Below are 21,535 nucleotides of genomic sequence, written 5' to 3'. Positions count from 1 at the left end.
ACGGATGTTAAACTTATATGGAAGCGGGAATCTTAAATTGCCGGTTGCTTGCTGCTGGAGTTATACATTCTTTAAAATTTATTTAAAGATTTGTTTTTGAATAAAAAAAAGCTAACTAAACAAGCATGTTTGGTTAGCCGGTTGCGCTAGTAGCTCATAATCAACAAAGCGCCCAAATAAGTTGATTAATCATAGCTTTCTACCTTTACATTTCCCTTACTATCTATAGGATTTTTAAATTATATAGTATTATATACCCATATCATTTAAACATAAACCTAATGTTAAGAAATCTCTTTTTAATTTCGATAATTTTTTTAAAATTCCTCTAATTCCATAGAAAATATCTGGAAAAGAAAAAAACTCGAGCAATCATCCGAAATTTTCTTTTCGCATGATTGCTCGAGTTTAACTTTAAATAGGATGCTCACAAACTCTTATTTTATCTTTATTTCATATTTTCTATTTCTATACTGAATCATGACACACTCTTGTGCTAGACTAACGATAGGCTGAAAAGAAATCTCCTCTACTCCTCTATCCGTTCCGAGAATACTTGAAACCAATAAATGCTTTCCAGGTGCTAAACGCGACGTTAATGTCGGCAATACTGTTTTCGAATAGAGTAGATTGGTATTAGGCTCAGGTATTATTAAGTCTGCTTTACGTTTTCCATCGATGTCAATAATCCCTGTAGTTCCTACTTCCGATGGGTAAAAAAGACTATGTTCATCTTTCGTTACATAAGCAGCCCCTTCAGTTACAGGTGCAGAAAATCCACCTTCTGCTGTCTCTAGCTCTCTATTTGTATGAATGCGATGAATGCGAACATGCCAAGGAGTTAAAGGAATTAGATACGTATCAATTATTACATCCTTCCAAGGCTTCCATGTAGATACAATATAATCATCATGTATTTCATACGACTCACAGCCACTACGACTTCTATAGCGATTATCACATTCAGACAGTGCCAGACAATTGTCAAATGCTCCTTGCTTTAATAAAACATTCCCTTTAGGTACACTAAAGCCAAAAGTGGTGGAATACACAAGTTTTTCATATTTTGCATCTGCGTGGGCGTGTTCATGAGAATGCTGTCCGGAAGTGAAAGCTTGCACTTCTTTTCCTTCAGAATCATGGCGAATGATCATCCTTGGACTTTTTTGCACGCTTTTCTCCAGGAACTTTACTGGTTCTTCCTCTGCCTGCCAAAAAGGATGATTCTCTGGAAGAGCTAACAGCAGAAATGTCTTTAGAGCCCAATAAGGAGAACCTGGAGCATTATAGCCTTCCGCCATATTTAAGTTTTGGTAACCATAGCCAATCGTTAAAAGACCTTCCGGAGAAAAAATCGACTGCTTAAACCAATACCGTAAATTATTTAATACTAACTTTTTAATTTGTCCCCAAGGCAATGCTTCTACATCTGCAAATGCCAATGCAGCCCAAAAGGAGGATTGTGCAAATCGATAGGTTAAACTTCTGCCAAATGGAATAGCAGATCCGTCTGAAGAAAACCATTCTTTAAAATCTTGAGCAAACTGAATAGCCCTCTCCTTATAAATCGCTGCCCTTTCTTGATCTTCATCCTCCATCACTTTTGCATAAATTAATCCGTAATAATGCATGGCAAAAGGAATATAGTAATCAATTTGATTCTTATATCCATCAAAATACCAACCGTTTTCTAAATAATATTGATCTAATTGTTGAAGATCTGCTTCTAATTTTTCTAAACTATACATTCTACCGCATTTTTTTAATGCTATGTTTACTAATACGCGGAAAAATAACCAGTTATTATTCGGGATTGTATGTTCATTGATTTGATACAGCCAATTAGCTAAGTTTTCCTTTTGCACTGTTGATAGACTATCCCAGAAATCAACTTTACAGTGAATAAGCGTACAAGAAAGTGCTGCCATTTCAACAAATCGTTGATCATACTCTCCGGCAATCCCCCAATAAGAATCACTTGTTGGCGTTGTTCCCTCTATCATCCCTTTTACTAATTGTTGTTTTATTGTTGGATATTTATTAGGTGTTACAGAAAATAATGGCCCCCAGCCCCAAAAGGGACGCAAAAACGCTTCTAATTCTCTTGTTTTTTGCCCATATACGGAGCCATTTGTACCAAGATTCAATAAACCAGCCTTCTGTTCATTCCCTATTTTAAATAAGGGTTCGTATAAGTCATATAAAGCACGTTCTAAATCCTCTCTTGTTTTTAATGGATTCTTTTTTACTTTCACATTATATTGATTCAACCGATCCATCTCCTAAAGGACATTTTCTTACCCCTTTCAATCTTACTGCCAGAATAATACTCCCTTTTGTCGCAATAAATTTAGTCCCTCCACAAAATAATAATCCCCATAAATTAATGGGACGTCTATATTTTTTTGCTCGGGAAAGTGACTTGTTCCGTGTCCTAATAATCCTTCCTCTTCTTTATCTGCATGAGTAGCACAAGTTATATATAAGGTTTTTAATAAAGATGCGCCTGCTTCCTGATAAACCGGCTTTTCAAAGTCGGCTACCAGTGTTCCAAGCAGGAGTAAGCCACAGGCTGCAATGGATCCTGCTGATGAATCAGGATAATGGTATTTGGTTTCGCCATCTTCAGGGATGCGAAAATCCCAAGCAGGACATTCATTAGAACGAAGATTAGAAAGAAAAAAGTGGGAAACTGATTTTGCTGCATGTAAAAATGCGCTATTACTTGTATGTAAGTAGGATAGTGTCAGTCCATACAAAGCCCAGGCAGTTCCCCTTGACCATGCACTATCTGGTGCATAGCCTTGACCACCAAGCTTATTTACTACTTCTCCAGTTTCTGGATTAAAAACAACAATATGATGTACGGAACCATCTGGTCGAATAAAATGTTTCAAGACCGTTTCGGCATGCTTTTCTGCGGCTATTTTAAACCGTGGATCTCCCGTTTCTGCTGTAGCCCAGTATAGCAGTGGAAGGTTCATCATACAATCAATGATTGCGACACCGCGATTATCATCCTTCTTAGACCATGCATTCCATGCACGAATATAATTACCTTGGACATTAAATCTTCCTAATAATAAATTGGCTGCTAATAATCCTCTTCTTCTTGATTCTTTATTGCCCGTAAGTTTATAGTTTGCTAGACTTGTCAACGTCCACATAAATCCCATATCATGATCTAATTTCTCTGAATCTGACAATAAATAATCCAGTTTTTCTTCACACTGTTCTGCTGTTTTTCTAAGTGCTTCCACTTTATTATCTTGATATACTTGCCATAAAACCCCTGGCCAAAAACCAGCCGTCCACCATTCCGGACTTTCTAATACATATCTTTTCTCTATACTGGCATGGGGGAAATTAGCACCAATCGTTTCATTATTCCGTACCGTTTTCTCTATGACAAACCCCCACGCTTCATCCACCCATTGCTCCTTTTTACTCATCTAATCACCCAACTCCTTCCAATAGTTTTCTAATACACACAAAAAAGAAAAGGCTTTCATTTTTTAAAAAAATATCCATCCTTTCTTTTTAAAAAGTAACGATATAATCATTATATGGAGTCTATATTCCCTCAACAAGGCATTATTTTTACTACTTTTCCAAATAATTTTACTCGTATTGCCTTCTTAGCTAACTTTCCCGCTTCTATATTCTATTGGTGTTGTACCAGCATATGTTTTAAATAATTTTATAAAATAGCTCTGATTATCATAGCCCAGTCGTTCGCAAATTTTCCCAACCGATTCATCTGTTTGTTCTAACAGTTCCTTTGCACGATTAATTTTCATCCGTGTTACATATTCCACAAATGTTTCTCCTACTTCCTTTTTAAACAATCTACTAAAGTAACTAGGATTTAAGAATAAATAACTAGAAATTTCATCTAATGTGATTTTTCGCTCTAAATTTATCGCAACAAATTTAAAAGCTTCAATAATCTCTTTTCTTTTCGTCTGATCATTCGTTTCATGATAATGAAAGATTTTCTCAAAATAATGCTTAAGCCAGTCCTTTAATTGATACATATACTCCATCAAAAAAATCTCTTGATGTTTGGATTCAAAGCAATATTCTCCCGAAAAGTATTGGAGCGCTTGTAACTTGACATTTAAATCCAATAATAATTTCCAAAACCAATCCTTTACTACCTCAGGTGGAAATTCGTTTTCCATGATATAGATCGTCCATTTATGGATGAAATTACTTATTTGCTCCACCTTTTTATTTAGAACAATCATTCTCATCTCTGTTGCTGCTTCATCATACTTAGCAAATAATTCCTCCGTATTCTTTACAGACTCCTTTAGAGATGACACAGTTCTTGGGAGCATATAAAACAGCTGCTGTCGATTATTTAACAATCTGTTAACTGTGTTTTGATAGTCAAATAAGCTTTCAGATGTTTCACCAATAATGGATGAACTGTGAATATTTAATCCTTTGTCAATCGAAAGCTGAATCATTTTCAACGTTTCTTTTGCATTTGATAAAGCGTTCATCTGGTATCCTAAGTCTCTTGGAAAAAAGATAAAAACCCTATTGGAATGATTAAGAAAGTGAACAGCTAAAGGATTTAGTCTTTCTAATAATTCACCCACAATATTAGAAACTGCAAAATATAGGGTTTCTTCTGGAAATAAATCTAAAGGATGATGATGGATTGATAACAGTGTTACAATATATCCTTTGTCCGCTATTAAGCCAAATTTTTTTCGATCACTTTCCCATTCAGCTTCCTTTTTATAATAGCCATTATTTATTAATCTTTTTATGAATGCAGTCTTTTCTTTTTCGATATTTTTATGAAGGATATGCTGTAATTTTTGTTCTTTTTGTTTATTATTTTGCATGGTGTCGAGTTGTATTTTAAATTTCTGAAGTAATTCATATAGCTCTTCTAGTTCAAATGTATCCTTTACTAAATAATCGCTGACCTGTAATTTAAGTGCTTCTCGGGCATAATTAAATTCTGTATGGCAGGATAACAAAGCAACTTGCAAGCTTCCATTCATCGACTTCAGTTTTCTTGTTAATTCAATTCCATTCATCTTAGGCATGCCAATATCAGAAATTAGCACATCAGGCATTGATTCTGCTGCCTTTTCTAAGGCACTTACTCCATTATCATGGGTACTCATCACTTCAAAGCCAAGGCTTTTCCAGTCAAATGTTTTCGTCAATAGCTCTAATACCGGATAGTCATCATCTACAAGCATCACTTTATACATTCTTTTTTCCACCTTTCATTGGGATTTTCAAAATGACTATTGTGCCATTTCCAAGTTCGCTTAAAATATCCATATTAAAAGCTGGTCCAAAGGTAATTGATAATCTTTCATAGACATTGGCTAAGCCTAACGACGAGAATCCTTTCACTTGCTGCTTTCTTTGCGGATTCTCCAGTGATACGGCCTGAAAAGTTTTTTTCTTTAATTGTTCTAAATCCTCTTTGTTCATTCCTATACCATTATCTTCAATCGTAATGATTAACATCTCATTTACTATCGCTGCATGGATTAAGATTAATCCATCAGACTGATTAAATCCATGAATAATCGAGTTTTCAATAATAGGCTGGAGAATAAACCTTGGAATTTCAAATGAATAAGCATCTGGATCGACATCCATCTCTAAGGAAACTTTTCGATTTTGTCTCCTATTCATAATGTGCACAAAATCGACTAGAATTTCTATTTCCTCTAAAAATGTGATTATTTCTTTATTCTTATCAATAGTTATGCGCAGTAACTTTGTAAGAGATGTGATCATATTAGCACTTTCTTTGTCTCCTCTTATCATTACCTTCATGCGAATGGAATTTAATACATTAAACAAAAAGTGAGGATTTATTTGCGCTTGCAGCATCGCAAATTCTGCTTTTCTTTTCCTAGCTTCCGTTTCCGTTATTTCTTCAATTTTTGTATTAATATGGTCTAGCATCAGATTAATTGATTTACTTAGCCTGCCTATTTCATCCTTCCCTTTAATTTTTGAACGGACAATCAAATTACCTGCCTGAACTTTATCAGCCAGTTCTGCTAAATATTCCAGTGGTTTCGTAATAGTTTTCATTGAATAGGTAAGTAAAAGCAAGAAAAGCATAAATGATAGTACTTGTATAAGAAATACTTTCTGAAATATCCCATTTATTTTATTTATCGATTGTTCATACGGAATAAATGACACTAATCTCCAATTTGAAAAAGATAAAGAACGTTCGGTGACGATATATTCGTTATCTTTCATTTTCAGAACTTCTGATCCATCTCGATTGAATAACTTAGACCGATAAGTGAAAACACTTCCTATTTTCTCGTCATCACTATGCGACAAGATTTTACCAGATGGATTAAGCATCATGACATCGTTATATCCATCCGTTTTATTAAATACTTCACTTAGTTTATTTTCCATGATGGTGACAACGACATATCCATAGATTTGGATGCCCTCATCCCTTAAGGTGCGGACAATTGAAATTTGATAAGGATTATTCTTTTTTTCCAATTCAAAAATCGTTGGCTGGGATTCAATCCAAGTAGATTCATATCCAACCGCTTCTTCGATGTCTTCATACCACTTTTCTTTAAATAAATCTCTTGGATCAAATTCAGCGATATTATAGTTTGTGAAGTATTTCCCATTTTTCAATAATATGGTGACATAGGATTTCTCTCCTACTAGTGTGATATTCTCAATGGTACGGTTTATTTCATTTTCCAATAGATATTGATCATAGCCATCCTTGTCAGCAGCACTTTTTGCTAATCCTTTTAACACCGTATTCATTTTCGGATCAAGCTGCACGAAGTTAGCAACATAAAGCATATCGCTAAATAGCTTTTCTATATATTCACTTGTAATATTCAGCTCTCTATTCGCATTAGAAAGTGCCTGTTCCTTCACTGTATTTTTTGTCATATAATTATAAATTAAAAGCGAGATAACTGCTGGAATAACCAAGCTGATGATAGAAATTAAAAGGACCTTATAACGAAAAGAACGGGGAGTCCACATATTTTTTAACCAAATAAGCAATATGTTTCCTCCCCTCATCTTTTTTTTTTATTTATTGCTATCGATTAATTCTTGTACTCTTTCATTTGTCACCTTTATTGTTTCATCGATATCTTGTTCATCAAAAATTAATTTTTCATATTCTTCATTCACTACTTTGTAAATTTCAGCCTGATAAGATACTGGTGATACTAGTTTAGAAGATTTCGCATTTGAAAGAACATTCGTTAAAGATTCTTTGTCCACCTTTTCTGGGTTTAGCGTATCAGCCAATATATTGTCAATTATTTCTCCAAATTGATCATTACTTACATTATTCCAAGATGGAATATTTTTTCCTTGTAAAATTTGTCCTTCCGTTGTATACCAACGAATAAATTTATAGGCTTCTTCTTTATGTTCTGAGTTATTGGCGACTGCCATAAAGTCAGTAGTTACCGGAGTATATCCTCCTTCTGCGTCACTCGTGTTCTTTGGATAAGGAGCAACTGCGACGTTAAACTCCAATGGGAATTGGTCCGTTCCCCCCAATTCTGTATTCATCCAGCTGCCAATTAGTACTGTACTAGCATCCTGGTTAAAAAATTGATTTCGATAATGAAGTTTTTGAGACATGATATCGGTATACGGGACAGCTGATTTATCGACTTTTTCCATTTGATAGCGTATTTCCAGTGTCTTCTTAAAGAGCGGATTTTCAAGATTGGAGCTGCCATCTTCTTTAATAAATTTCTGTATTTTCTGCTTCACTTGCTAATGCTAGTTTCATAAATTCTAACCATCCGCCATTTTGCGGACCAAAGAAAAATGTTCCATAATGATCATCCGTTGTTAATTCTTTCGCATACGTTTGAAATTCATCCCATGTCCAATCTGTCGGAACTTCTAAGCCTGCTTTATCTAAATGGTCTTTATTTAATAAAACATACCATGGATTAAATTTACCTGGTAAAGCATAATATTTATCACCAATTTTGGTATCTACTTTATATTCATCCGTGACTGTGTAGCCCTCTTTTTCAATAAATTCATCAATGGGAGCCACCATTCCCATACTCACACGCTGTGCATAGCTTGCTGTATCACTAAACATTAGTACATCTAGCTGTTCACCAGAAGCAGCAGCTAAATCTAGCTTTTTAATTGCCTCTTGTGTATCTCCCTTTTCACTTAAGATGACTAAATCCACATTTATATCTGGATTTGCCTCTTCAAAAGCTGCAATTGTCTTTTTCCAGTTATAAGATGCTTCATTACCATGAGTGTGGAATTTAATTGTTACTTTTCCATCTTCATTGCCAGAAGCTTTTTCTGATTCTCCACTACTGCATGCTGTCATGACTAAAGTAAGAATGAAAACAAAAATTAATAGCTTCCAAAATTTTCTTTGCATCTGTTTATTCCCCCTACGTATTATATCATGTAAACCCTTACAGGAATAGATTAACAGAAGTTCCCATGTTACCAATAAAAATAATTTTACTTATCCGGCAACAATTTTTACTTTTAATTTTAACACTGTAGGAGGAATACAATTTTCTACTTCGCTCTATTAACTTTGAAACCTCCCTTCCTGTAATTTCGTTATTCTTATTTCAGCCATCTTCGTAAAGATCGGATTAGAGAAATATAAAAGAATAGTAGCGAGTCCACTACCTATAAAAAGCAAACCAGCTCCTGAAAATACTACGCCTAAAAAAAGCATCGTAAAGACACCGATGATCATGGACAACGTATGGAGTGGATGAGTACATGCAAGCAGAAAGGCTACTTTAAAATATTGAAAAAGCTTCAATTCATAATGAACATATACAGGAAACAGATAGAGCAACGTCAATAAGAAAAGAAACACTCCGCCAACTAACATTCCTATTAATCCAACATTTATTGATCCTTTTAGCGACGCGATGATTCTCCAATCGATATAAAGGAACATGATAAAAGCAAACACAACTGCTCCTAATTTATTTGCTTTACCGAATTCTTGCTTAAATGTCAGCCAATACGTGTGCAATACTGGAATATCTGTTTCCTTTTGAAGCCATTTACGAATAATAGTCATCATTGCTACAGTAGAAGGGAAAAGGCCCCCAATAAAGAGGCCCATCGCACTGAAAATAATCCAAAGTAAATTAATATAAGCTAATCTCGTAATCCATTGACAGACATCATAAACCTTTCCAGACCATCCCCCAATTTCTGCTTTCATGAATCAATCCCCCCATCTCATCCTATATAACTTAATCTAAATGAAACACTTCCTCCAACTTATGTGACACAGGACTATAATCTTCATTCGTCTCCATAATTGGCGCCATGTACTTCCACCATTTTCTGCATATTGCCGTTTGGGATATCGCATCATATGCCGCCTCGTCCTCTACTTCTAAATAAGCAAATAACACTTGGGATTCATGATGAAGATAAATGGAATAATTGGAAGCGCCATGTTGCTTCAGCGCCTCTTCCATTGCTGGCCAAAGCTCATCATGTCTCTTTTTGTATTCGTTTTCATATCCAGGTTTAATAAACATAATCGATGCTAATCTTTTCATTGTATCTCCTCCTATTTTTCAGAACTAAATTCAAATTCTAGATATACACGAAAATTCCTGCTTAATTTCTTAAGAGAGAGATCAAGTAATAGCACTTCTTCTCCTTTATTAAAATGGTTAACAAACGAATCTCTTTGTATACTTACCTCATAGTAATTGGAATCAAAATAAATATGGATGCAAGATTCTCCTTTGATACTTATTCCACCATCAAATCTTTCAACCGAAACATTGGGCAATATAAAGCGTTCAATGATGGATTTTGGCTCTTCAGAAAACTTAAAAATGTCTTCCACGATTAATTTTGGAAACTCTGTTTTAATCCAGGTGAATTTCCGCGAGACATTTAATAGAGATGTATCTCTATAAGCTTTTGTCATATCCAATTCAAACAAATCTCTCTTTCTATCAGAATCGGCAGTGACTAACCGAGCATAACTGGCTTTTCCTGCTTCTTGGTAAGAATGATTGATAATAGGGACGGAATGGCCTTTCGAACTATTACATAAATAAGTGTATCTATTCTCATTAAAATAGTCCTTCGTATATAAGCCACTTCCCAAATCCTGCAGCATAGTTGTCTTATTGGCTTGAAGGATAAAATGTCCGATATCATTATGATTATGCGGCTCATTGTTGCTTCCCCCTTTAGCTGCAAAAGTAAAAGACCCTGCATTTGATTGAACTCTAGAGATTAACCACTGGGAGTCCTCAGAAATAAACGTTCCTTCTTCCCATTTGCTTGGTGATAACGACGAATCAAACCATAATAACGCGCGGATGGCTGGTGCCCATCTGCTGCAATGATCATCTTGATAACGCGCATATAATGAACGTTCTGGAACGATAACATCCTCATACTGCTTTGCTAAGAAATGACTCATCCCTATATGTACTTTTGCTTTGGGCGGTGCATCAGAAAAATTCACCACTAAATCCTCCTCTAAAAACGATCGTTGTTGAAAAAGGGAGATTTGGTGAACTTTTTTCTGCATAAACAAGTTAATCATTCCATCCGATCTCTGGTTTATTAGGTCGGCAAAATAGGAATAAAATCCAAATCCATATTGCCAATATAAATATCCTTCCATACATATTCCGTCTTCTGTAAAACCATTTAAATAATTTTCCATTACAGGGAGAACTTTTTCTAAAATAAGCGCAAGTTCTTTGGAATCTTGGATTAAATGGATGGCAGCTGAACCGATAGAACCCCCACAAACAGCAGCCCAATTATGGGTTTCTATTTCCCATTTGAAATTCCCTTCGAGAAAAGGAATAAACGTACGATTATATACCTCTTCATAAATTCTTTTCCCTATTAATGGATCTAAATATTCTTTTGTCAGTGTATATATTTCACTTAATGCAAAGGCTGTTTCAGCTGAAAATAAGTCAATTGTATAAGTAGAATCTTGTTTTTCTGTAAGTGAATATAACTGACCACAATCAGTTTCTGGACTATTTATAAGATGAGCAGGTAAACACCATGAGAATTCATTACAAATAGACCAAATAATATCTTGCAGTACTTTACGAAATTCTTCCTTCTCTGGTTCAAGAAGTAACATGATTGCATATGTATTCAATTTTCTTCTTTTCCGAAAATATGCTGTTTCATATTCTATTCGAGTACCTGTTGTTCCATATAACTGAAACAAAGAATACGGCAGTTCTTCATTATTTATTTTTTCTTGTTGAATCTGCTTTAATGTCTCTCTTACTTGTTTTAGAATATCAGCAAAATCAGCATTACGTTGAATGGATTTCCACCATGCTTTTTTGACTTCAACATTTGGAAAAAACAAAGAATAATTCCCATTTAGCTTCTCCAGCAACTCTTCGAAAGTCAATAATAACCCCTCCCTTTAGCCTTTTACTCCCCCTAACGCTATCCCCTCAATTACTTGTTTCTGCCCAATAATAAATACGATTACGAGCGGTAAAATAGCTGAGACTGCTGCAGCCATAATCAAGGAGTAAAATTCGCCATTGATTGTCGTAAACTTCTGCATTGCAAGCTGTATCGTCAATAAATGATCCGAGCGAAGAAAGATTAATGGGTTTTGATAATCATTCCATGTCCAAATAAATCGAAGGATGGCATAGGTGGCTATGGCTGGCTTTACAATCGGAAGAACGACTCGCCAGAAAATCTTCCAGTGTCCAGCTCCATCGATTTTTGCAGCTTCAACAAGCTCATTCGAAACGCCCATAAAAAACTGTCTAAGCATAAAAGTACCAAGCACACTAAAGCTTCCTAATAAGATTAACCCTAAATGACTATCAAATAGCCCGATTTTACGGTAAATAATAAATTGCGGTACTAAAATTGCCTGTGCAGGTACCATATAAGTAGCTAATACAATTAAAAACAAGAAATTACCTAGCCGAAAATTCACTTTTGAAAAACCATAGGCTGCCAGGGCAGAAACAGTTACCGAAATAGCAGTAGTACATACTGTCACTTTTATGGTATTCCAATAATAAATGTAGAATGGATTTTCCCCAAACCAAACTTCTCTATAATTGTTGAAACCATTCCATCTTTCTGGAATCCACTGTATAGGAAATTTAAAAACGTCTGCTTCTATCTTAAATGATGTAGAAAGCATCCACACAAACGGCAGAAGAAACATAATACTTATCATTAACATGACGACTGTCATTATCGCTTTATTTATTGATAGTGATTTAAGCATCCGCAAACCCTCCTTAATAATTCACCCATTTTTTCTGTCCTAACCATTGAATGAGTGTAATAGCAAAAACAATAAAGAATAAAATAACGGCCATTGCAGAAGCGTGACCTATATCTAAATTAACAAAAGCAGTGTCGTATAGGTTCCATACAATCATGCTTGTAGCGTGCATTGGTCCTCCTTTTGTTAAAACAGATATTAAATCAAATACTTTAAAGGTTGAAATAATACCAGTAATCAACAAGAAAAAAGTAGTCGGTGAAACCATTGGTAGCGTAATGTTCTTAAATTTCACCCATGCGCTTGCTCCATCAATATCAGCGGCTTCATATAGGTCTCGTGGAATGGACTGCAGTGCAGCTAAATAAATGATCATATTAAAACCAATCGAAATCCAAATTTGTATAAACATAATGGAAACTAATGCAAAGCTTGGATCTGCAATCCATTTGGGAGGATTATCAATGCCGAGTGACATAAGCACTTGATTAATCGGGCCTAAAGATGGGTGAAACAATACTTGCCATACTACTGCAATTGCCACCACACTTGAGATATACGGCATAAAGAATGCTACTTTAAAATAACTCTTAAAATAAACATTTCGATCGATTGCAATAGCTAGAAACAAAGAAATAATCATACAAATTGGTACCGTTAACATAAAAATAGCATTGTTCATTAAAGAGCGTATAAATATCTTATCTTGAAATAAATCAACAAAATTTTGTAATCCTACCCATTTCAATTGCGAAATATTAGTAATAAAACTCCAATCCGCAAGACTTAAAATGAAGGTTGCAACAATTGGCAGTAAGACAAGGATGGAAACACCAATTAACATTGGTGAAACAAACGCAATCCCCGCCCAGTTTTCATTTTTCACATTTTTACTTTGCCGTTTTTTCTTAGCTGGCTTTACTATATCTGAAGTCTTAACCTCTGTGCTAGCACTCATGGTACTCACCTCTATCATCTTATTTTCTTTCATTATAGTAAAAATGATAGCACTTACATTAACGTTATTTTGCTCTATACAGAGACAATATTTACTTCTTTCATTTGGTTTGTAACAATGGAGGGTGTTATCATGAGGATGAATGAAGGTATAAAGAAAAGGTTGGTTTGTGACAAATTTATAATGGTCGTCTCCTTTGCAGCAAAAAAAGAGGAAAAACCATTCCAGTTGATTTTTTCCTCTTTTCGTCTTTTTCTACTCCGTTACTCGGAATTTCAGTTTTGTTTCAGCATGATATGTTTCTCCTGGCTTTAAAACAACGGATGGAAATTGAGGATGATTGACTGCATCGGGAAGCCCCTGCGTCTCCAAGCATACCCCTAAATACTTTTTAGCTATTACCCCATTGAAACGATATTGATCCTCTAACATATTCCCTGTATAAAGAACGACTGCAGGCTGATTTGTAATTAACGACATTTCCCGTCCACTTTCTCGATCTCGCAAAATAGCAGAATGAGAGCCGTTTTCTGCAAACACAAGTGGATGATCGTATCCATTTCCTACTATTCTATTTTGTTCAAAATCATTGTCCTTTCCTTCTTTCAATGCCTTGCCTTCTGCAAAATCAAATGGAGTGTTATTTGTTGGAATCATTTTTCCGGTCGGAATAAAATCTTCCCTAAGCTCTAGAAAGCGATCGACATCTGCAATCAGCTCGTGCTCTAAAATATCTCTTTTGTTATTACCGCTTAAATTAAAATAAGAATGATTAGTTACGGTAACAGGTGTTTCTTTATCCGTTTTCCCGCTATAAGATAAGATTATTTCATTATCATTTGTTAATAGATAATCTACAGTTAAGTCAAAATTACCTGGATATCCTTCTTCTCCGTCTGGACTATGATATGTATAACGGATGCCTATTGCATCATCCTTTTCTACTATTGAAGATGCAAAGACTACTTCACTCCATCCTATATTTCCGCCATGCAAATGATTAGGAGGGGTATTGGTATTCAAGCGGTACTCTTTTCCATTAAGTTCAAATTTTCCTTCTTTAATTCTTCCAGCAACTCTTCCTACAATGGCACCTAAATATGGCCCTTTATTTTCTCGATACTCTTCTAATGTTTCAAAACCAAGCACTACATTTTCCTTGTTTCCTTCTTTATCAGGTACGATTATCTTCGTAATAATGCAGCCATAATTCATACTAGAAAAACTCATTCCGTTATTATTTGTAAAAGTAAATTCCGTTACATCTGCTCCATTTACTTCTCCCATTGATCTTTTGCTGTAATTCATATGAACCTCTCCTCTTTAAGTATATTCTCTACATCTTTCCTATTACTCAAATGAATATCTTTACCCTAAAATCTAAGTCTGAAATCGCCTTCATTTCACTTTTCAAAAAAAAATTTCATGACATTAGTAGTATCTAATGTAGTTTGTTTAACATATTAACTATTCTATTTATCTATTTTACTTTATTTTATCAAACTTGATAATATCTTTTTTTACTAGGAAGACAGAATTTCACAAAAAAAAGCTGCCAACACCTCTGGTTGTTAACAGCTTTCTACTATTATTAATGGACTCTTACGGCGAATGTTTCATATGGCTTTAACTGTAATTTCGAAAAGTCAGCATGCTGTCGGTGATAGTTGCTAATGATGATATCCTCACTCTCGCCAAACACAGGCATATTTAGACTTCTTTCTTGCGCACTAAAGTTAGCAATTACAATCCATGTCTCTCCTTCAAACTTGCGAGTATAGGCAAAAATTTCTTCTTCTGTATCTTCGATTAATTCGAAATCTCCCCATACAATGATTGGGTTATCCTTTCTTAATTGAATCAAAGATTGATAGCAATAAAAGACAGAATTAGGATCTTCTAAATTATTTTTCACATTTATCTCCGTATAGTTGGGATTTACATGAAGCCAAGGTGTCCCTGTGGTAAAACCGCCATTTTCCGTATCATCCCATTGAAGAGGCGTTCTTGCATTGTCTCTGCCTTTTACATTAATAGAATGAAGAATCTCCTCTTTCGTATATCCTTTTGCTAATCGCTCATGATACATATTAATGCTTTCAATATCATTTACTTGACTAATATCTGTGATCGGGCAATTGGTCATACCGATTTCTTCACCTTGATAGATGTAAGGTGTTCCTTTCATTAAATGCAAGAGAATGGCAAACATTTTTGCACTTTCTACCCGATATTCTTTATCATTCCCCCAACGCGAAACAATCCTTGGTAAATCATGATTATTCCAGAATAAGCTGTTCCAGCCCTCATTTCCAAGCGAAGTCTGCCATTTAGCAAGAATGGTTTTTAATTGATTGATTTCTAATGGCTTGAGATCCCATTTTTGTTTGCCTTCTTGCTTATCTAAACCAATATGCTCAAACTGAAAGACCATCGAAAGCTCTTTTCTAGCTGGATTGGAATATAATTTAGCAATCTCCGGTGTTGCTCCCCATGTTTCTCCTACTGTTAAAACATCATAATTGCCAAACGATTTTTCATTCATTTCTCGGATATAATCATGAAGCTTTGGACCATTTCCAGTAATACCGAGATCAGGTTGTTTTCCTACTAAATCAATCACATCCATTCGGAAGCCGCCGATTCCTTTGTCTAACCAATAGTTCATCATTTTCCAAACTTCTTCTCGGACTTTTTTATTTTCCCAGTTTAAATCTGGTTGTCTTTTACTAAATAAATGTAAGAAATATTGGCCGCTTTCTTCATCATATTCCCAAGCAGAACCACTAAAAGTGGATTTTAAATCATTGGGAGCTTCGCCATTTACTGGGTCACGCCAAATATAATAATCGCGGTATGGATTGTCTTTTCCTTTTTTTGCTTCTATAAACCACTTATGTTCATCGGACGTATGATTGACTACTAAATCCATGACAATTTTAATTCCTTTTTCATTCGCCGCAGCAATTAATTCATCCATGTCTGCCATTGTGCCAAACTCATCCATAATATCTTGATAATCACTAATGTCATAGCCATTATCATCATTTGGTGATTTATATACAGGGCTTAGCCAAATTACATCAATGCCTAGCTTTTGCAAATAATCCAAACGATTAATGATTCCTCTTATATCGCCAATTCCATCCCCATTACTATCTTGAAAGCTTCTTGGATAAATTTGATATACAACCGATGTTTGCCACCATTTCTTTTCCATTTCGTTACCCACTTTCTATTCATTATTCGTCTAAGCGTAAACGTTTACGTTTAACTTAAAAAAATTTAATGCTTCCAATGTTTTACTGATGCTCTTTCTACTATATTAAATGGAAGCATTTCTGTTTTTACTGCTGCCTTTTGCTGAATTGCCTCAATTATTTTGAAACAGCCCTTCTCTCCCATTAATCGGAATGGCTGCTCAATGGCCGTTAAGGGTGGTACAGCCATTTCCGCAACTCTCGTATTATCGTAACCTATGACGGAAAGGTCCTCTGGTATTTTTATCCCTAATTCATAAGCCGCTGCAATGATGCCAAGTGCTACCTCATCACTTACACAAAATACTGCTGTTATTCCATTCTTTTCAGTACGAAAAGCATAAAGGGCTTCTTTTCCTGCCGTAAAACTATAGTCTCCTGCTTTTATGTCGTTAGCAGAAAAGCTTAATCCATGATCTTTTAATGCTTTTTTATATCCTTCGATTCTTGGAGTCCCAGCTACTCGATCGGAGTAATCAACACCTGCCAAGCCGATTTTTCGATGACCATGATTTATTAGATACTTTGTAGCAGCATAAGCAGCTTCATAATCATCTACTTTTATAAATGGTATTTGTTTATTCGGTGTATCTGTTGACAATAACACATATGGAATACTCAATGATTCAATAGCTTGAATTTGGTCTTCCATTAATGGAATGGATACAATAACAAGCCCATCCACTTTTCTTTCTTCCAGCATCTTCAAGCAATGAATTAAACGATTACCTTTAACTCCTGCATGAGATAAAATAACACTAAAACCTTGTTTTTGTGCCACCTTCTCTATTCCATTAACAATATCTGCATAAAAAATGGTTGATACACTCGGCATTATAATACCAATTAAATTACTAGATTTTTTTACTAAGCTTCTCGCCATTTCATTTCTTCGGTAACCTAGTTCTTCTGCGATTTGGAGGATTTTCTTCTTTGTCTCTTCGTTATAACCACCTGCTCCATTTAAAACTCGCGAAACAGTTGCTGTAGACACCTTTGCAGCATTTGCTATATCTTTTATCGTTATCGTCATTTTTTTCATCCTTTACGTAAACGTTTACGTTGCTTCCACTATAACATAAAAATATACTGCTTACAACACCCGAATGATTAAGAAATAGTTAGTTTGATAGCAGGGATTATTCTTTTTCTATTATGTAGTCAGTTAAACAGATCGGTAAATTTATGCAAGACAACGCTATCTATATAAAAACTTGATTAATATTTTATTCTCAGATATATCTTCGTGAAAGAACAGTGAAATACACTGAACGAAACTATATAAAATCAACGACAAAACAATAAGGATACGGAAAAGCACAATAAAAAACCACCTCAAAAGTGAACTGCACCCCAATTGTTAGACACAAACTAACAGTTGGAGGTGCAGTTTTTATATGTCTAAATTTAATATAGAGGAAAAAATAGAAGCAGTTATTCGTTATCTACAGGGAACGGAGGGGGTAAAATTTATTGCGAAATCCATAGGGGTACATCATACAGTCTTATTAAATTGGATAAAACAATATGAATATCATGGTGCCGATGCTTTAATAAAACCCTATACATCTTATACAACACAGTTTAAACTAGACGTACTGAATTATATGAGAGAGACAGGGACGTCTATAAGGGAAACTGCTGCAATATTTAACATTGCAACACATAGTACCATTCTAAAATGGCAAAAAGGTTTTGAATTACATGGAATTGACGCCCTGAAACCAACACAAAAGGGGCGCCCACCAATGAAAAAGGAAACGAATAAACCTCAACCAGTAGAAGGGTCTGAAGAAGCATTACAAGCTGAAAATGAACGTTTACGGATGGAGAATGCTTACTTAAAAAAGTTACATGCCTTAATTCAAGAAAAGGAAAAACTACAGAACAGGACAAAGCGCAAATAATTTATGAATTAAGGCAAGAATTTAAAGTGATTGATCTAGTAAAGGTCGCTGGTATTGCGCGTAGTACGTATTACTATTGGGTAAAACAAATGGATCGCCCAGATAAATATAAGGAAGTTAAAGAGTTAATTCAGGAGATTTTTGATGAACATCAGGGACGATATGGATATCGTCGGATCACATTAGAATTACATAACCGAGGCATCAAAATAAATCATAAAACAGTCCGCCGTCTTATGAATGAGATGGGATTAAAGTGTCTTGTGCGTATGAAAAAATATCGTTCCTACCGTGGGCAAGTAGGGAAAATAGCCCCAAATATTTTGGAACGTGATTTTAAAGCATCGAAACCAAACGAAAAGTGGGTAACGGATGTAACAGAATTCCATCTACACGGGGAGAAGCTATATTTGTCCCCCGTTCTAGATTTATTCAACGGAGAAATCATCGCTTATAACATAGAAAAGCGTCCTGTTTATCTACTTGTTTCGAAAATGCTGGACAAAGCTTTTGAGCATTTGAAAGAGGGTGACACCCCTATCCTCCATTCGGATCAAGGTTGGCATTATCAAATGAAGAAGTACCAACATGCTTTAAAGAAACATGAGATTACTCAAAGTATGTCACGTAAGGGGAATTGTTTAGATAACGCAGTCATGGAGAATTTCTTTGGCTTATTAAAGTCTGAATTACTCTATTTAAAAGAATTTGAGAGTATGCAGCATTTTAAAGAAGAATTAGAGAATTACATTCACTACTATAACCACAAACGGATTAAGACAAAATTAAAAGGCATGAGTCCGGTGCAATATCGAACTCATGCCCTAGTAGCTGCCTAAATCCCGTGTCTAACTTTTTGGGTTCAGATCAAAGGAAAGGTGGTCAATGCACTTAGTCTATTATTTACTGCTATTATTTGTTGGAAAATCGCCTTTCTCCCAATTAGTAGGACCTTCATTGCTTGGGATAAATTTGCTCCAATATTCACCAGTCTTCTTATCGAAAATGATAATATTATTCTCATTTGCAGGAACTAATTCATATCTATAATCCTCATTAACATTTTCTACTTTTATTGACTCTTTACCGAATGCAGACAATATGAACAAACCTAATATGGTGAAACCTATTATTATCGCTAACCCAAAAATTATGGATAAACTATTTTTCATTTTTCTACCTCCATGCCCAATTTATGATAAAAATTGGTTTTCATTTTTTTTGAATTCCTTTTTACCTTACTAAATAAAGCCTATCCTTTTATTTTAATTTTACTTTTATATCTCCTTTAATATAGTTTGGATAAGCAGCCAATTCGAGCTTTAAAGGATTTTTATACATTGTGTTATCAAAAGATAAAATCCAACTTATTTCTTTGTGCGAGCTTCTACTTTCTATCTTAGAAATGGATAATTCTTTTCCATCTGCAGTAATTGCAGTACTAAAGAGATCTTTTGGATCTTCCTCACTATTCGAATCCATAGAAAATTCCACTTGTGTTTTAGATGTTTTCCCTAATTTTAGCCTTTCATCTTTCGGATTGTTTATCAATGTATTTGTTTCTGTATTCACAATAACCATCGCTTCTTCTTTATCAATCGCCATTAGTTTATTGATCCGCAAATAAAGGTCCTTTGGTTTTTCAAAATAATTTGATTGGAGATAATACATTTTTTCATACCTACTCAAAGTTGTATTTACAACTCCATTTGCAATTGACGACCACACTTCACCGTTCTCATTTTCCAAGCGCATATCTTCAAATCCCAAAATTTCCTTTGTATTTGCTGGATCGAATGCTACTTTGACACCAATTCTTAAAGGATAGACAATCATTTCTTCAATTGTCATTTTTTGATTCTCTACTACCACCACTTGGTTTATTGGATAAGTAACCTTCTTCTTTACATTTTCCTTTAGCTCAAAAGGAATCAGAAATTTTATTTCTTTGTTGTCTATTACTGTAATGAATTCAAAGTTAAACTTTAATTCCTTAAAGGAAAAAGGTTTAACAAATTGGTATTCCACCTTATCTTGAAATTCATTTTCGATATCATCAGCAAAAAAGACATTATTGCTTTGTACATGCTCAGGAAATTCTTCTTTATTAAAAAGATTAACATCCTTTATCTTTCCACCAGTTAGAGACTTAGTAGACTGTAATGTATAAAAAATATTTATTCCTGATTCATCCATAATCACTCCGTTAATCGTTAACGTTAAATCACCTTTTGTCTCAGAAACATCTACCTTTTGATAATAATCATTTTCGATAATGGCAGAATACCCTTTATCTTGTTCAATATAACCAATCAACCATTCCATTCCAGGGATGGACGAGAGAGCATTTGCGAAGGTTGGAGAAATCCGAATAGATGTTACAAAGGAAATGATGATTATTGCAGCAATTGCAAGCCCGATTAATCTTTTTTGTTTTTTCTTCGCCCGATTTTTTTCCTGTTTAGCTTTCAAAATTCCGCTTAATATGGCTTCTTCTGCTTTTTCGAGCGGTAATGCTGCTTTTTCTAAATCAGCCTTTAACCTAGACAATCTTTGTTCCTCTTCTTCATACATGATCACTCGCTCCTTTCTCTTTAAAATATAGCCGAAGCGTTTTCAGTACTTTATGTAATCGAGACTTTACCGTTCCTTCTGGAATATTTTCCATTGCGGCGATTTCTTTGATTTTCGTATTTTGAAAGTATTTTAAATAGATTAATTGCTGGTCTTCACATGATAACATTCCAAGGGCTTCCTTTAATTCGATTAACGATTGGTTTTGGTGGACAGATACGTCATATAGTTGTTTATCAGAAATAATCCGATTCTTCCTCTTTACTTGATCTTGACAGTAATTAATCATAATCCTTGTCAGCCATGTTTTTAAATAGGCTGGTTCCTTAATGGTATGTATCTTTTTATATGCCCGATAGGTTACTTCCTGCAAGGCTTCTATTGCCGCGTCTTCGTCTTTGAGAAATGCTAAAGCAGCCCTTAACAGTGATTCTTTATGTAATTGCATGACTTCCAAAAAGGCATCATCATCTCCTTTAATAGCTTTTCTGTTAATCTCTAACTCTTCCAATTAATCACCTCCTCTTTGTTCCTATACATTAGACTTTCT

General features: G+C 34.8%; 16 protein-coding genes, 1 pseudogene and 1 riboswitch. Of the genes and pseudogenes, 1 reads left to right on the top strand and 16 read right to left on the bottom strand.

Translation table 11 applies throughout. The annotated features are described in order from the left end of the window. Window positions 1-127: 127 nt before the first annotated feature. A riboswitch (cyclic di-GMP riboswitch) is annotated at window positions 128-209 on the bottom strand. A 228-nt stretch (window positions 210-437) separates the two neighbouring features. From NSS71_RS02250 to NSS71_RS02190, 13 genes and pseudogenes are all read right to left on the bottom strand, one after another. Further along, window positions 438-2,270, bottom strand: a complete 1,833-nt coding sequence (locus tag NSS71_RS02250) for a DUF2264 domain-containing protein (RefSeq protein WP_341151274.1) — start codon at window positions 2,268-2,270, stop codon at window positions 438-440. Between the two features lie 42 nt (window positions 2,271-2,312). Beyond that, complete coding sequence (locus tag NSS71_RS02245; RefSeq protein ID WP_095319879.1) at window positions 2,313-3,452, bottom strand: glycoside hydrolase family 88 protein; 1,140 nt, start codon at window positions 3,450-3,452, stop codon at window positions 2,313-2,315. Window positions 3,453-3,638: 186 nt separating this feature from the next. Beyond that, on the bottom strand, window positions 3,639-5,240 hold the full coding sequence (locus tag NSS71_RS02240; RefSeq protein ID WP_341151273.1) for a response regulator transcription factor: 1,602 nt from the start codon (window positions 5,238-5,240) through the stop codon (window positions 3,639-3,641). Then, a complete protein-coding gene (locus NSS71_RS02235) occupies window positions 5,233-7,050 on the bottom strand; it encodes a cache domain-containing sensor histidine kinase (RefSeq protein ID WP_341151272.1) in 1,818 nt (605 codons plus the stop codon). Before NSS71_RS02235 ends, NSS71_RS02240 begins: the two co-directional genes overlap by 8 nt. A 27-nt stretch (window positions 7,051-7,077) precedes the next feature. After that, a pseudogene (locus NSS71_RS02230) lies at window positions 7,078-8,422 on the bottom strand (ABC transporter substrate-binding protein). Between the two features lie 159 nt (window positions 8,423-8,581). Continuing rightward, window positions 8,582-9,238, bottom strand: coding sequence for a YesL family protein (locus tag NSS71_RS02225; protein ID WP_341151271.1), 657 nt, complete (start codon window positions 9,236-9,238; stop codon window positions 8,582-8,584). 31 nt (window positions 9,239-9,269) lie between these two features. Beyond that, on the bottom strand, window positions 9,270-9,584 hold the full coding sequence (gene rhaM / locus NSS71_RS02220) for an L-rhamnose mutarotase (protein ID WP_341151270.1): 315 nt from the start codon (window positions 9,582-9,584) through the stop codon (window positions 9,270-9,272). An 11-nt stretch (window positions 9,585-9,595) separates the two neighbouring features. Next, window positions 9,596-11,437, bottom strand: coding sequence for a heparinase II/III domain-containing protein (locus NSS71_RS02215; protein ID WP_341151269.1), 1,842 nt, complete (start codon window positions 11,435-11,437; stop codon window positions 9,596-9,598). Between the two features lie 15 nt (window positions 11,438-11,452). Beyond that, window positions 11,453-12,286, bottom strand: coding sequence for a carbohydrate ABC transporter permease (locus tag NSS71_RS02210; protein WP_047941596.1), 834 nt, complete (start codon window positions 12,284-12,286; stop codon window positions 11,453-11,455). Window positions 12,287-12,299: 13 nt separating this feature from the next. Next, window positions 12,300-13,244, bottom strand: a complete 945-nt coding sequence (locus tag NSS71_RS02205; RefSeq protein ID WP_047941595.1) for a carbohydrate ABC transporter permease — start codon at window positions 13,242-13,244, stop codon at window positions 12,300-12,302. Between the two features lie 255 nt (window positions 13,245-13,499). Next, window positions 13,500-14,552: an aldose epimerase family protein gene (locus NSS71_RS02200; RefSeq protein ID WP_047941594.1), complete on the bottom strand. Its 1,053-nt coding sequence runs from the start codon at window positions 14,550-14,552 to the stop codon at window positions 13,500-13,502. A 283-nt stretch (window positions 14,553-14,835) separates the two neighbouring features. Continuing rightward, on the bottom strand, window positions 14,836-16,464 hold the full coding sequence (locus NSS71_RS02195; RefSeq protein WP_095257714.1) for a glycoside hydrolase family 13 protein: 1,629 nt from the start codon (window positions 16,462-16,464) through the stop codon (window positions 14,836-14,838). A 65-nt stretch (window positions 16,465-16,529) separates the two neighbouring features. Further along, window positions 16,530-17,537 (bottom strand): LacI family DNA-binding transcriptional regulator, encoded by a 1,008-nt coding sequence (locus NSS71_RS02190; RefSeq protein ID WP_095321824.1) that lies wholly within the window; start codon window positions 17,535-17,537, stop codon window positions 16,530-16,532. A gap of 364 nt (window positions 17,538-17,901) precedes the next feature. Between NSS71_RS02190 and NSS71_RS02185 the strand changes: the two genes are divergently transcribed. Beyond that, window positions 17,902-19,250, top strand: a protein-coding gene (locus NSS71_RS02185) for an IS3 family transposase (protein ID WP_144547513.1) whose coding sequence is annotated in 2 segments (ribosomal slippage) — window positions 17,902-18,358 and window positions 18,358-19,250 — 1,350 coding nt in all. Because the reading frame shifts where the segments join, the coding sequence is not laid out codon by codon here. A 60-nt stretch (window positions 19,251-19,310) separates the two neighbouring features. Here NSS71_RS02185 and NSS71_RS02180 read toward each other — a convergent pair. From NSS71_RS02180 to NSS71_RS02170, 3 genes are all read right to left on the bottom strand, one after another. Then, a complete protein-coding gene (locus NSS71_RS02180; protein ID WP_061799570.1) occupies window positions 19,311-19,583 on the bottom strand; it encodes a hypothetical protein in 273 nt (90 codons plus the stop codon). An 88-nt stretch (window positions 19,584-19,671) separates the two neighbouring features. Further along, window positions 19,672-20,985 (bottom strand): DUF4179 domain-containing protein, encoded by a 1,314-nt coding sequence (locus tag NSS71_RS02175; RefSeq protein ID WP_061799572.1) that lies wholly within the window; start codon window positions 20,983-20,985, stop codon window positions 19,672-19,674. Continuing rightward, on the bottom strand, window positions 20,978-21,496 hold the full coding sequence (locus NSS71_RS02170; protein ID WP_047941587.1) for a sigma-70 family RNA polymerase sigma factor: 519 nt from the start codon (window positions 21,494-21,496) through the stop codon (window positions 20,978-20,980). Before NSS71_RS02170 ends, NSS71_RS02175 begins: the two co-directional genes overlap by 8 nt. Window positions 21,497-21,535 lie beyond the last annotated feature (39 nt).

The organism is Niallia sp. FSL W8-0951 (assembly GCF_038006525.1).
Taxonomy (GTDB): domain Bacteria; phylum Bacillota; class Bacilli; order Bacillales; family Cytobacillaceae; genus Niallia; species Niallia circulans.
The sequence above is the reverse complement of the archived record's forward strand: the minus strand, read 5'-3'. Positions and strand labels throughout refer to the sequence as shown.

What these genes read in the sequence shown, in the direction of transcription:
- NSS71_RS02245 (WP_095319879.1), bottom strand. Translation starts at nt 3,452, where the DNA reads ATGAGTAAAAAGGAGCAATGGGTGGATGAAGCGTGGGGGTTTGTCATA.
- NSS71_RS02240 (WP_341151273.1), bottom strand. Translation starts at nt 5,240, where the DNA reads ATGTATAAAGTGATGCTTGTAGATGATGACTATCCGGTATTAGAGCTA.
- NSS71_RS02225 (WP_341151271.1), bottom strand. Translation starts at nt 9,238, where the DNA reads ATGAAAGCAGAAATTGGGGGATGGTCTGGAAAGGTTTATGATGTCTGT.
- rhaM (WP_341151270.1), bottom strand. Translation starts at nt 9,584, where the DNA reads ATGAAAAGATTAGCATCGATTATGTTTATTAAACCTGGATATGAAAAC.
- NSS71_RS02210 (WP_047941596.1), bottom strand. Translation starts at nt 12,286, where the DNA reads ATGCTTAAATCACTATCAATAAATAAAGCGATAATGACAGTCGTCATG.
- NSS71_RS02205 (WP_047941595.1), bottom strand. Translation starts at nt 13,244, where the DNA reads ATGAGTGCTAGCACAGAGGTTAAGACTTCAGATATAGTAAAGCCAGCT.
- NSS71_RS02200 (WP_047941594.1), bottom strand. Translation starts at nt 14,552, where the DNA reads ATGAATTACAGCAAAAGATCAATGGGAGAAGTAAATGGAGCAGATGTA.
- NSS71_RS02195 (WP_095257714.1), bottom strand. Translation starts at nt 16,464, where the DNA reads ATGGAAAAGAAATGGTGGCAAACATCGGTTGTATATCAAATTTATCCA.
- NSS71_RS02190 (WP_095321824.1), bottom strand. Translation starts at nt 17,537, where the DNA reads ATGACGATAACGATAAAAGATATAGCAAATGCTGCAAAGGTGTCTACA.
- NSS71_RS02180 (WP_061799570.1), bottom strand. Translation starts at nt 19,583, where the DNA reads ATGAAAAATAGTTTATCCATAATTTTTGGGTTAGCGATAATAATAGGT.
- NSS71_RS02175 (WP_061799572.1), bottom strand. Translation starts at nt 20,985, where the DNA reads ATGTATGAAGAAGAGGAACAAAGATTGTCTAGGTTAAAGGCTGATTTA.